Origin of the sequence: Enterocloster aldenensis (genome assembly GCF_003434055.1) — a bacterium.
Classification (GTDB): Bacteria; Bacillota; Clostridia; order Lachnospirales; family Lachnospiraceae; genus Enterocloster; species Enterocloster aldenensis.
On record NZ_QVEX01000004.1, the window covers coordinates 270593 to 283313 of the forward strand.

The 12721-nt window shown below is 49.7% G+C and carries 12 protein-coding genes and 1 pseudogene; 10 read left to right on the forward strand and 3 right to left on the reverse strand.

Annotation, left to right across the window (positions count from 1 at the left end; all coding sequences use genetic code 11):
* Positions 1-82 precede the first annotated feature (82 nt).
* From alsB to DWX59_RS11350, 6 genes are all read left to right on the forward strand, one after another.
* Positions 83-1171 carry a D-allose transporter substrate-binding protein gene (gene alsB / locus DWX59_RS11325; protein ID WP_117559087.1) on the forward strand — a complete coding sequence of 363 codons (1089 nt, stop codon included), beginning with the start codon at positions 83-85 and terminating at the stop codon, positions 1169-1171.
* Positions 1172-1253: 82 nt separating this feature from the next.
* Positions 1254-1718, forward strand: a complete 465-nt coding sequence (gene rpiB / locus DWX59_RS11330) for a ribose 5-phosphate isomerase B (protein ID WP_117559089.1) — start codon at positions 1254-1256, stop codon at positions 1716-1718.
* Positions 1711-2655 carry an ROK family protein gene (locus DWX59_RS11335; RefSeq protein WP_235845012.1) on the forward strand — a complete coding sequence of 315 codons (945 nt, stop codon included), beginning with the start codon at positions 1711-1713 and terminating at the stop codon, positions 2653-2655. The genes rpiB and DWX59_RS11335 overlap by 8 nt, the downstream gene beginning before the upstream one ends.
* Positions 2656-2825: 170 nt before the next feature.
* On the forward strand, positions 2826-3179 hold the full coding sequence (locus tag DWX59_RS11340; protein WP_117559093.1) for a hypothetical protein: 354 nt from the start codon (positions 2826-2828) through the stop codon (positions 3177-3179).
* 198 nt (positions 3180-3377) lie between these two features.
* A complete protein-coding gene (locus DWX59_RS11345) occupies positions 3378-3869 on the forward strand; it encodes a DUF5721 family protein (protein WP_117559096.1) in 492 nt (163 codons plus the stop codon).
* Between the two features lie 36 nt (positions 3870-3905).
* The gene (locus DWX59_RS11350; protein WP_117559098.1) at positions 3906-5135 is read left to right on the forward strand and encodes a sigma-70 family RNA polymerase sigma factor; all 1230 of its coding nucleotides are present in this window, start codon (positions 3906-3908) and stop codon (positions 5133-5135) included.
* Positions 5136-5149: 14 nt separating this feature from the next.
* On the opposite strand, the gene DWX59_RS11355 is transcribed toward DWX59_RS11350, so the two are convergent.
* Together DWX59_RS11355 and DWX59_RS11360 are read right to left on the reverse strand one after the other, a co-directional pair.
* The gene (locus DWX59_RS11355) at positions 5150-6913 is read right to left on the reverse strand and encodes a hypothetical protein (RefSeq protein ID WP_117559100.1); all 1764 of its coding nucleotides are present in this window, start codon (positions 6911-6913) and stop codon (positions 5150-5152) included.
* A 226-nt stretch (positions 6914-7139) separates the two neighbouring features.
* Entirely contained in the window at positions 7140-7706 is a 567-nt protein-coding gene (locus tag DWX59_RS11360; protein ID WP_227116039.1) for a hypothetical protein, read from the reverse strand.
* 564 nt (positions 7707-8270) lie between these two features.
* Here DWX59_RS11360 and DWX59_RS29610 point away from each other — a divergent pair.
* The 4 genes and pseudogenes from DWX59_RS29610 (at position 8271) to htpG (ending at position 11571) form a co-directional block, all read left to right on the forward strand.
* Positions 8271-8399 carry a hypothetical protein gene (locus DWX59_RS29610; protein ID WP_264469785.1) on the forward strand — a complete coding sequence of 43 codons (129 nt, stop codon included), beginning with the start codon at positions 8271-8273 and terminating at the stop codon, positions 8397-8399.
* A complete protein-coding gene (locus tag DWX59_RS11370) occupies positions 8386-8625 on the forward strand; it encodes an HU family DNA-binding protein (RefSeq protein ID WP_117559102.1) in 240 nt (79 codons plus the stop codon). The genes DWX59_RS29610 and DWX59_RS11370 overlap by 14 nt, the downstream gene beginning before the upstream one ends.
* A 405-nt stretch (positions 8626-9030) precedes the next feature.
* Positions 9031-9315 (forward strand): annotated as a pseudogene (locus DWX59_RS11375) (tyrosine-type recombinase/integrase); the annotation flags it as partial.
* Positions 9316-9558: 243 nt separating this feature from the next.
* Entirely contained in the window at positions 9559-11571 is a 2013-nt protein-coding gene (htpG, locus tag DWX59_RS11380; protein WP_117559106.1) for a molecular chaperone HtpG, read from the forward strand.
* 133 nt (positions 11572-11704) lie between these two features.
* On the opposite strand, the gene DWX59_RS11385 is transcribed toward htpG, so the two are convergent.
* Positions 11705-12667, reverse strand: a complete 963-nt coding sequence (locus DWX59_RS11385; RefSeq protein WP_117559108.1) for a sigma-54 interaction domain-containing protein — start codon at positions 12665-12667, stop codon at positions 11705-11707.
* Positions 12668-12721: the final 54 nt, after the last annotated feature.

The following is a 12721-nucleotide window of genomic DNA, read 5'->3' on the forward strand; positions in this document are numbered from 1 at the left end:
CGTCTATGCAGGAAGCAGGGTCCGACCTGCTGTCTTGCAAAGGCGGGAAAATAAAAAATACAAGTATAAAGGAGAGGTAAAAATGAAGAAAAGAATGTTAGCAGCAGCACTTTCAGCGGCAATGGCAGTGAGCCTGTCAGCGTGCACATCCGGCGGCAATGCCGCCACGGCTGCCCCGGAGGCAAAGACAGAAGCAGCAAAAACAGAAGAGGCAAAAACAGAGGAAGCCAAGACAGAGGAGGCAAAGACTGAAGCCGAGGCAAAGGAGGCTTCGGCAGATGTTAGCGATAAGAAATACGCGGTTATCTTAAAGACCCAGGCCACGGACTTCTGGGTAAAGATGTGGAAGGGCGTGGAGGCGGAAACCGCTGCCAAGGGCGTAAAGGTGGACCTGTATTCCGCACAGAGCGAGGATGACCTGGAAGGGCAGCTTACCATCCTGGAGAGCTGTATCCAGCAGGGATATGACGGAATCGCCATTGCCCCCCTTTCAGGCGTGAACGTACTGCCTGGTATCGGGGAAGCAACGGCCAAGGGCATTACCATCGTGGACGTGGATGAGAAGTTTGACGAGACAGAGCTGGCAAACCAGGGCGGGGCCTGCGTGGCATTCGTTGCAACGGATAATGTGGCTGTAGGCGCAAAGGGCGCGCAGTACATTGTTGATACGGCAGGCGAGGGCGCAAAGGTAGCCATCATCGAGGGTAAATCCGGCAACCAGTCTTCCGAGGACAGGACCGAGGGGGCAAAGCAGGCATTTACAGACGGCAAGATGGACATCATCAGCAGCCAGGCAGCTGACTGGGACCGCCAGAAGGCCATGGATATCGCCTCCACCCTGATCCAGCAGAATCCTGATTTAAAAGGCATCTACTGCTGTAACGACGGCATGGCCCTTGGCGCTGTACAGGCTGTCATCAATGCCAACAAGCTGGGGGAAATCATGATTGTGGGTACGGACGGTGATGCGGAGGCAGTTTCCTCCATTGCCAACAATGAGCTTAGTGCAACGGTTGCACAGGACCCGGCTCAGATTGGCGCAACCAGCCTGGACCTTCTGATTGAGGCGGTTGAAAGCGGTAAGAAGGGTGAGGTTGGGAAATTCCCGGAAAAGACACCGGTAGAGTCGGTTCTGGTTACTGCTGAAAATGCAGCTGATTTCCAATCATGATGTGAGACTGGCAGGGCTGCAGTGGTAACTGCGGCCCTGCGCGTGCGTACGGATAGGATGGACAGAGGATAGGAGACAGGATATGAGAGTTGGATTTGGCAATGACCATGTAGCGGTTGAGCTTAAAAACATTTTGATGGGACATCTGAAGGAAAAAGGATATGAATGCATTGATTTTGGAACCAAGTCCCCGGCAGAAAAGGTGAATTATCCGGAGCCAGGGCGTCTGGTGGCGGAAGCGCTCATGCGGGGGGAAATAGACAGGGGCGTATTGATCTGCGGCACGGGAATCGGGATTTCCCTGGCAGCCAACAAGGTGCCTGGAATCCGCGCGGCCGTGTGTTCGGAGCCTTATTCCGCAAAGCTTACAGTGGAACACAACAACGCCAATATCATAGCCATGGGCGCAAGGGTGGTTGGGCCGGAACTGGCGAAGATGATTGTGGATGAATTCTTCGGTGCTGAATTTGAAGGCGGAAGACATGCCATGCGCGTAGACATGATATCTGAAATTGAGGCTGAATATGGGGCGAAGTGGCATGATTAGGCTGGTTGGCGTTGAAATCGGCGGCACAAAACAGCAGGTTGCGGTAGGCACGGCCCAGGGGGAAATCCTGGACAGGAGGACCGTCAGGCTGGGGGATAAGACCAGCGCCCGGGATATCCTTATGTGGCTGGAGGATAATATCCGGGAAATCATGGACCGGTGGGAAATCGGCGGGATCGGCGTGGGGTTCGGCGGCCCGTTGGAGCTTGGAAGGGGCCGTGTGCTGTGTTCCCTCCAGGTGCCGGGATGGATGGATTTCAGGCTGAAGGAGTGGTTTGAGGAACGGTTTGGGGTGCCTTCTGTCATTGTCAACGACACGGTCCTGGGCGGGATTGGGGAACTGGTTCTTGGCAGCGGCGCGGGGAGCAGCCGTTTTTTCTATACCAACATCGGCACCGGGATTGGCGGAGGCCTGTACCTGGACGGCAGATACTACGACGGGTCCGGGTTCGGGGCAGGCTACCTGGGCAATACATGGGTTCCTGACTGGAGGGACAGCAGGCCCGGGGCAATGACAAGGCTGGAACTTATCTGTTCTGGGAAAAGCATTGAGAAGCGGCTGAATACGCCTGGATATGCGGCTGGAGGATCCTGCCTGGAACCAGGGAAGGGGTGGGTTTCCTGCGCGGACCTGGCGCAAGGGGCAAGGGCAGGGGATTTGTTCTGCTGCCAGGAACTGGACCGGGTTGCCCGGACGTTTTCCTTGGGGCTGGCCAATGTGCTGGCAATTGCCGCCCCTGACCGGATTGCTGTGGGCGGAGGCGTGGCCAAGATGGGGGATGAGCTGTTTTCGCGCATCCGCAGGTATACGGAGGAATACGCCTTTGTGGCGGATGCCGGACATTATGGGATTGTGGAAAGCAGGCTTATGGATGACGCCGTTCTGGCCGGTGGACTCCTGACAGCCGCAAATCCCGGTCTGGCGGAGTGGGGCTGATATCTGGCGCGCCGTATGGGCCGCGCATTGCGCCGCGGCCCATACGGCTGTCTATAGTCTATATCAAGACTCTGTTCATTGCCTGTCATCTATGTTACTATATGTTCACTAAAGGATTTTCTTGTTTCAATTTAATCTGAGTTTCTGTTTCCATCGCGTTTAGGATTTCTTTGCATCATTCCATTTTCCTGTTTCCCGGACTCTTAAGCTGCCTTCTGGATATTCCGGCTGAACAGATTACGGGCATTGGGTTTCCCGACACTTTCCTTCACGGGGACCATGAGGATGACCAAGGCTTTGATTTGGTTTGGGAGGACAGGCTTTTCAGCGTAATCCGGCTGACGGACGAAAGGAACTGCCGTGTTTACAGTAGTAAACTGAGCTTTCGTGTGTTATACTTAAGACAGATAGAAAATGCCGCTGAGGAAGAAAAACAGACGGATGTCCACCGGTGGGCCAGGCTGATATCGGGCCGCGGCGCTGGGAGGAGTGAAAGCGGGTGGCAGGGAGTGATGGATATATGAACGAGGCAGGGAAAAGTATTTAAAAAATCCGGCATATGACAATAACAGATCCAAGGACAGCTTTTCATGAAAAGGCTCATGAGGAGCTGTTTTTTTGATAACCGCCATAGCAGTTTCCATTTGACGGAAATAGGCAAAAACTGTATAATTGAGTAAGAATTTGGAAAACTGCGGTTGGCTGCGGTGCGGGAGAGGGCTATGGTTGCATTAAAAGTAGAAGATGTCAGGTCATTTACATCCAAACTGTTTGTAAAAGAGGACTTTGACCGGTTTCTTGTAAAGGAAATCAATATTATTACCTATAACAGTTTTACGATTGACGGTCATGTCAGACAGGGATATTATACCCAGGAGGAGCTGGAGGAGAACCGGATTGAGGATTTTTCTTCCTGGAAAATGTTAAGGCCTCTTTGCTTTTCCCTGATAAAAGGAAAAAAACTTCCCGGAAGCTTCCATATTGTGCTGTCCCTTGCCCCAGGGGATGTGGAAAAGTTTGCAGCTTCCCTGGGCACGGGAATAGATGGCAGCCAGATTCAGGGATTGTATCTGAATATCCGTTACGAAGACGGAGCATTATATTGTATAACGGGAACTTCGCTGAACTTTTTTACCCTGGACAAGACACTGGAAAACGAGTGGGATAACGCGGTAAAGGTCTTTATGCGTTCCCATGAGATTGTGTGCACTTGAGGTAAAGCAGGTCCCATATGAAGGGGAGGGCAACGTATGGATAAAATGGAATTGTCTCGTAAGCTGGAACAGCTGGCTGCACTGGCAGCGTCCAGGGAAAACCGCCTGGAGATGACGGAAGTACTGGATGCATTTAAGGAACTTCAGGTGACGCCGGAGGAGATGGAGGATGTTTACCGGAAGCTGGAACGGAAAGGCGTCCAGATCCAGGTGCCGGAGGAGGGGGAGGAAGCCCTGCCTGACAGTGACCTGATCTTGGAGGATGACCTGGCCCTGGATGACGGGGGGATGGTCAAGGAGGAGTTCCGGTGGAAGTTCAGGGACAGTGATTCGGATGATTTGGATGAGGGCGGCTTAGGGGGCCTTGGGAGCAGTGAGGAAGGCGAAGAGGAGGAATTGGATGAATACCGGTCAGAGCGGATCCTGGACGGGGTTTCCACCGCAGACCCAATCAGGGAATATCTAAAGGAGATCGGCTCCATTTCCCTTCTGACCCCGGAAGAAGAGACGGATTTGGCAAGGCGCAAGTCCGAGGGGGATGCAGAGGCCGGCCGGAAGCTGGTAGAGGCCAACCTGCGTCTTGTGGTAAGCATTGCAAAGCGGTATACGGGACGCGGGATGGGATTCCTGGACCTGGTCCAGGAGGGCAACCTGGGACTTATGAAGGCAGTGGAAAAGTTTGATTATTCCAAGGGATACCGTCTCAGCACCTACGCAACCTGGTGGGTGAAACAGTCCATTACCAGGTCCCTGGCAGACCAGTCCAGGACCATACGGCTTCCGGTCCATATGGTGGAGGCGGTGAATAAAATCAGGAGGGCCCAGCGCAGCCTGTCCGTCAGGCTGGGGCGGGAACCTTCCACGGAAGAGATTGCAGAAGAAGTAGGGATGCCGGAAAAGCGGGTTACGGAGCTGATTCAGGCATCCGGGGACACGGTATCCCTGGAAACCCCGGTGGGAGACGAAGAGGGCTCCAACCTGGGGGATTTTGTGGCGGATGACGCCAATGCCTCAACAGAAGACAAGGCAGAGAGTTTTCTGCTCAGGGAAGAGATTGACGCCATGCTGCAGGGATTAAGCCCAAGGGAGCGGGAGGTCATCATACTCCGGTTTGGGCTGGAGACAGGCCATCCCCTTACGCTGGAGGAAGTGGGAAGGCGTTTTAACGTGACCAGGGAGAGAATCCGCCAGATAGAAACAGCGGCCCTGAGAAAGCTGCGCAACCCGTCCAAAAGCAGGAAAATCAGGGATTTCCTGCCGGGATGACTGAATCTGTTAAATCATTGCTCAGAATCTTCAAACACTCCCTTGCACCAGGACCAGGGAATCCCGCTTACAAACCGTTCTTCATCGTGGGGATAAAAGACAACCACGCCTTTGTCAATGGTCTTAAGGCGGGTCCCGTCATAAAAGGACAGGGTCCCCGTGTAAGGGTAGGACTTCCCGCAGTCCGTAAGCATGATAAGCCCGCCTGCATAGGATTCACACAAGGCCACATTCCGTTTGAATGTTTCTGAGGAACCGTCAGTGGTTATTTTTATGAGCCGGGGTAAGGATTCATTGCCTGAATCGATTAACTTAGGCAGCCACCTCCACTTGAAAGGCAGCATCCATGGAGACAGCTGCATTTTCTCCTGGAATGCAAAGTAGCCGCCATGATCCGTGCTCAGGACAGAATCCGTATACGCATTCTTCAGCAGGAGCTTTCCATTGCAGTACAGGTCCGCGGACTGCGTGTAATCCGTATAGAATATGCCGCCATCCATGGGCTGTATGCTGTCCAGGTATGTTCCGCGGGCCACGCATTCCGGGGAAGGGTCCAGCTTTCCGTCATTTAGCCCATATTTATAAATCCTGCTTTCAACTGCCTGGTATGTGTGGTCCATCTTAACGGCCGCCAGATAGATGTGGGAGCTGTCTTCTGTTATGGTAGATTGATAGATACCTGCCCGGTCCATCTGGATTCCGGGAGTGGCAAACCGGGAAACAACCCCGTCAATTGCGGCAAACAGGCCATATGTCCCATCCTCTTTGGCTGCATAGGTTATCATGGACGTTCCATCCAGACATTCCAGGTCCTGTCTGTATTCACAGACCCTATCCACGGTATCGGAAAGAAGATGCTTTTCACCATCTGACCAGTAATACAGCGAGCCGTAGCCATCCTCCCCATATCTAAGGTAATAGACACCGCCGGAATGGGGGTCCAGATAATAATCCGTGGAGCCGTCCTCTTTTGTAAGGATGTCTTCGGCCTGGCCGTCCCGTCCTATCCTGGTCAGTGTGCAGTACGCCTCGCCATATGTATAACGTACCCCGTAAATGTTGTCAAAGCCCTCGTCCGCCCCTGCCAGCCCCATTTCATCCGCCAGCCTGGTCTCTTCACCGTTCCTTAATATGTACAATGATTCACCGCCTTCCGGGTCCAGCCTCGTAAAAGCTATGACGGAACCGTCCTTGGAAGCATTGAAATCAAAAATATCGGCCAGAAGCAGCTGCCTGCCTTCTCCTGGCGCATAGGAATACAGGTTAAATACCGTATCCCCTGTGTCCTCGGAATATTCCTGGGCGTGAATCAGAGCCTTGCCGCCGCACATGAGGGTATATACCTGACCCCCTGCCTCATGGACCAGTTCGGCTTTGCCATTCTCCGGGTCCACGGCCACGATTCTCCAATCAGTGGAAGAATCCCGGGCCGCCTCAAAATCAAAAATAAGAAAACTCCCATCCTTGGCCGGATGCATGGCATCATAATAGGATCTTGGGCCGGCGCCTTCCCCAATCCCTTCCATTATTACAGAAGGATTGACCCCGGGTACCATGTCCGAGTTCACATCCGCGCGCATAAGGTCTGCCTCCTTGACGTAGTAGACGTAAGCCGGAGGTTTTTGGACCTGGATATCAGTCTTTGTATCATCCGCTCTTTGTGTTGGTTCCAAAAGGCTGCCTTGGTTTCCTGACGGAGCAGCACAGCCGCTTACAGCCAGGGCCGCGCATATTGCCAGGGCTGTCATCTTTTTCATCTTATAAGTAGTTTCCCCCATGATTTTCCTCCTGTGCCGGTTACCGGTTCCATGGTTTTATATAACCCGTTACATCCAGACAGAAAAATGGTGTAAAATTGAGCCTTGATATGATGGTTAAAAACTAAATATTTGGACATCGAAATAAGTCCATGAGTATGTAGCAGCGTTGCATATTCGCAGGCTTATTTTAGAGCACCAAAAACCGATTTTAGCCAAGAACGGAATACACAGCCCTTGCGGAATATTATCTGACAGAATCATAATAACGGTTTTTCACCAGGCTATTCATGAAACCATCAATGTCCATCTCAACTCCGGTATCCCAAATTCTGACAGTGGTTAAAACAAAATCATTTGACTGGAAAAAGTAATGTACATTTGCCCAATGCTTCTGATAGTCCCCAACATAATCAGTTAATTGGACATGGCTCCATATGCCGGAACGGTATTCTTTCGTATCTCTTAAAACAACAGTTGCATTTAACGTGGTTCCCACTGCATCAGCTTTACTGTCCTGTAAACTGGTATCCGTTGTTCCCTCCGCTTTCCTGAAATACTCAGCCTGATTCCTATAATCGTCAATGCTGAATCCGATCAGACGTGTTCCTCCTGCATCCTCAAAACGGGCGGATGTCCTTTTATAGTAATCCAGGATATGGTTATGTACCCGTTCCATTCCTGCGGGGATTTTTGCATTATAACCAACCTCCAGAGAAATGTACTCCCCTTCGCTGGCGGTTTCAGGCTTTGTCTGGACCACGCCATCAACAACCCATGCGCCATCCTGATTTACGGAATAACCATCTTCCAATGTTCTCCTTCCTGCTGCCATTGACCAGCATAAGCACTAAAGGAGATTGATAAGAATGCTGCTGTGGTTGAGAGTAAGAGATAAAGTTTTTTCACGATTGCCCCTCCTGCTTTGATACATCATCTGTTTTGAGGATATTATAACATATTGGTAAAGTAAAGCAATTCAAATCTATATGGAGAACATATTGAATATGGGTACTATGTGCACTTTAAAGTGTTTGTGAGTGATAGGAGCGAATACAATGCGAAATCAGTAAAAGTTATCGAGGCTCCGGAAAGGAAGGTAAGGAATGGCAAGAAGCATAAGTAACATGAATCAACTGGCCTTTGCCCTGGCTCCAATATTACAGGGCATGGTCAATCAGATGACAGACAGGGTATATAAGACACTGAACTTTTATTTACAGGACTACTATACAGGCTGGACACCATCGAGCTATCGGAGAACCTACGACTTTCTGTATTCGGCAGTGAAAACAGAAGCGAGGATGGTAGGAAACAATCCAATGTCTGAAGGCCAAAGGATTTAGTGTAAAAGGATAATATCGGGAGGAAATTACATATGGAATTAAAAGACAGGGTAGTGGTTATTGATGAAAAGAATATGGCAGGATTATCATGGTTGTACGGAGAAATGAATATTGATGAGCTGGGGCAGGTTGTTAACAGGCATTTAGATGTATGCCTATAAGTCCGGACTGACGAAGAAAGCAACCTATAAGCTTATGGAAGCATTTAAGGATGTATTGACGGAGACATTATTGGATGGAGAGCGGTTTCACATCCATGGGTTATTAACATTGAAGACAGAGTATAAGGAAGAGTGTATAAGGTATAATCCAAAGACACGGGAGAAAGTAGTGGTCCCGCTGTTAATTATAGCATTGCTTACCTTTATTTTCAATAATCGTAAGTAGCGTTTTTCTTTAAGTCCTGGAAACAGGCATAGAAAAACCACCCTTGTATACTTGGCTGGTATCGGGTGGATTTTTTATCTCATACTGGGTCAACCCCTTGTGGGCGGTTGTTCCTTTTATGTCTATAATATAACATGTATTGGGTGGGATTTCAAGAGGGGATGGACAGCCTATGCGTGATTCCTATTCAAAAACAAGTTTTTCAGGATCATAGAAAGCCACTCTGTCATATGCAATTCATCTTCCGATGATTCTTTATATGCTAAATACTGCGTGTGGAATTGGGGAAGTAGCTGGATTGTCCTGGAGCAAGAACATTAATTTGGATGAGCGGACAATTACCATTGACCATCAGCTTATTTATAAAAATCTGGACGGAAGTACACGGTTTCAGCAACGAGGCATGGTACGCCGCTATCCCCTGCTCATGTGAACTCTATATTGGTTAATATTGTCAATGCATATAATAAGGCAGAAAGCAAAAAAGCAGAAGAAGGAAAAAGAGAAGCGTGCTTGCTTCCTCACATTTCTTCGCATATACTGAGACATACCGCTTGTACACGCATGGCTGAAGCCGAGGTTGATGTTAAGATACTGCAAAATGTAATGGGATATTCCGATATTAATACTACCATGAACATTTACAATCATATAGATTTTGTAAGGGTCAGGGGGGGATGGATAAATTAAATGACACAAATATAGAAATGGTGTAAAAATGGTGTAAAATACCATTTTAGTGAAATTTACTAACATGAGAAATGTAGTAAATACAAGGAATTTCCCACTGAAAACCAATGTTATTAGCACTCAATAAAAATGAGTGCTAATTTTTTATTGACATTTTGTCCTGCAGGTACTAAAATGTAGGTTGTGAGTTAACATGTAAATTAAAAAGAAATACAATGATAGAAAGAAAGAGGCGGATACGAGATGGCAAAGAAAGGCAGTTTATCAATTACAAGCGAGAACATTTTCCCGGTAATCAAGAAATGGCTGTATTCTGACCATGATATTTTTTACAGGGAGCTTATCAGCAATGGTTCGGATGCCATTACCAAGCTTAAGAAGCTGGAGCTGATGGGGGAATATGAGAGACCTGAGGATGTGGAGTATAAGATCCAGGTAAGCGTTAATCCAACGGACAAGACCATTAAGATTACGGATAACGGTCTGGGCATGACCGAGGATGAGATTGACAAGTACATTAACCAGATTGCATTTTCCGGTGTCCAGGATTTCATGGAAAAGTATAAGGACAAGGCCAATGAGGACCAGATTATCGGCCACTTCGGACTGGGCTTCTATTCCGCGTTCATGGTATCTGACAAGGTGTCCATTGACTCCCTTTCCTATGCAAAGGATGCAAAGCCCGTACACTGGGAGTCAGAGGGCGGCATTGAGTTTGAGATGGGTGAAGGGGACAAGGCAGAGGTGGGCACCACCATTACCCTTTACCTCAATGAGGACAGCACCGAGTTCTGTAATGAATACAGGGCAAGGGAGGTTATTGAAAAGTACTGCGCGTTCATGCCGGTGAACATTTTCCTGGATAATGAGACAGCAGAGCCTCAGTATGAGACCATTGAGAAGGACCAGCTTAAGGACAAGGATACGGTTGTGGAAACCGTGATTGAGCCTGCAAAGACCGAGGAGAAGGAAAATGAGGACGGCACCAAGGAAACCGTGGAGATTGAGCCTTCCAGGGAAAAGTATAAGATCTTAAAGCGTCCGGTGGCGTTAAATGATACAAACCCTCTGTGGAACAAGCATCCCAATGAGTGCAGCGAAGATGATTATAAGGATTTCTACCGCAAGGTATTCAGGGATTACAAGGAGCCGCTGTTCTGGATCCACCTGAACATGGATTATCCGTTCAACCTGAAGGGAATCCTGTACTTCCCCAAGATCAACATGGAATACGACAGCCTGGAAGGAACCATCAAGCTTTACAACAGCCAGGTATTTATTGCGGATAATATCAAGGAAGTGATTCCTGAGTTCCTGATGCTGTTAAAGGGTGTCATCGACTGCCCGGACCTGCCTCTTAATGTTTCCAGAAGCGCGCTGCAGAACGATGGTTTTGTAAAGAAGATTTCTGACTATATCACCAAGAAGGTGGCTGACAAGCTTTCCGGCATGTGCAAGACGGACCGTGAAAACTATGAGAAGTACTGGGACGATATTGCGCCATTCATCAAATTCGGTTATATCAAGGATGAAAAGTTCTCTGAGAAAATGGGGGATTATATCCTTTATAAGAATCTGGAAGGCAAATACCTCACCCTGCAGGATTGCCTGGATGAGAACAAGGAAAAGCATGAGAATACGGTGTTCTATGTGACCAATGAAAAGGAGCAGAGCCAGTATATCAACATGTTCAGGGAGGAGGGCATTGACGCTGTCATCATGCCCGCTGCCATTGACAATCCATTCATCAGCCATGTGGAGCAGAAAAAGGAAGGGCTTAAGTTCCTGCGCATTGACACGGACCTGAACGCTGCGTTCAAGGAAGAGGTCAAAGAGGATGACGAGGAGTTCAAGAAGACTTCCGAGGAACTGACTGAGCTGTTTAAAAAGGCCCTTGACAATGACAAGCTGGATATCAAGGTGGAGAAGATGAAGAACGCCGGCGTGGCTTCCATGATTACCGTATCCGAGGAAACCCGCCGTATGCAGGATATGATGAAGATGTACAGCATGGGCGGCATGGACATGGGTATGTTCGGCGGCACGGGAGAGACGCTGGTGCTTAACGCCAACCATCCCCTGGTACAGTATGTGCTGAATAACAAGGAGGGCGAAAACACAGGGAAAATCTGTGAGCAGCTCTACGACCTGGCAAGCCTGGGCCACGGCCCGCTGGCTCCTGAGCGCATGACCAGGTTTGTAAACCGCAGCAATGAAATCATGCTTATCATGGCCGGGGAGAAAAAGGAATCATGATTATGGGATTTCGGGTGAACCGGTAATCGAAACAAACATAATATAGTCAACATAACAGGAATGCCTGCAGGTACGGACCGCTGTCCGGACCTCAGGCATTCCTGTTTTATGGTGAGGAGAATCTGGTCCGGCGTCATATATCCTTTAGCCTGTGGTTCAGGGCTGCCCGGTCCATGCCCAGGATCTGCGCGGCCTCATCCACATCCCGCGTATGCCGCAGGACTTCCGTGATATATGTTTTTTGGAACTCGGCAACCGCCTGTTTTAAGGGCTTGAATTCCGGAGCCTGGGATGTCTGGGGGGCAGGGCTGCGGGAAAAACGGTAATTCTCTTTCAGAAGCGTGTCTGTTATGACGGACGCATCCTCCAGGACATAAAGCTTCTCCATGAAATTCTGTATCTCCCGGATATTGCCCAGCCACTCCTGGTCCAGCAGGAAGCCCATGGCTTCCGGGGTAAATGTCTTCTGGCAGCCGTAGACCTGTCCGAACCGCAGGGAAAGGTATTCTATCAGGGCGCGTATGTCCTGCCTGCGCCTGGACAGGGGAGGGATATCAAAGGACACTACGTTGAGCCTGTAATATAAATCCAGACGGAACTGCCCTGCCTTTATCATCCCGGGAAGACTGCGGTTGGTTGCGGCAATGATGCGGATGTTGACGGACGTGTACTCGGTGGAACCGATGCTCCTCATGCTGTGCTCCTGGACCACCTGGAGAAGTTTGGTCTGCAGATCCAGATCCAGCTCGCCGATTTCATCCAGGAACAAGGTTCCTCCGGCAGCCTGTGCAATCAGTCCCTGGCGGCCGGAAGCGCTGCTTCCGGTAAATGCGCCGGACTCGTAGCCAAAGAACTCGGATTCAAACAGTTCAGCCGGAATGGCGCTGCAGTTAATGTGGATGAACGGCGCCCCTGCCCTGGGACTGTGGCGGTGGATGAACTTTGCAAGACAGTCCTTTCCGGTGCCGGAAGCGCCCACAATCAGTATATTGGCGTCAGTGGGCGCAATGCTCAGCGCATCGGAATACAGCTTAACCATGCTGCTGTCCCGGGCAACGATCCCCTCATTTAAAAGAATGTCACTAAAGTGTTCCATATCCGTACCTTACCTCTGTTATTGCCCCTTGGCGTCATTGTGCCGCCTCAGGGC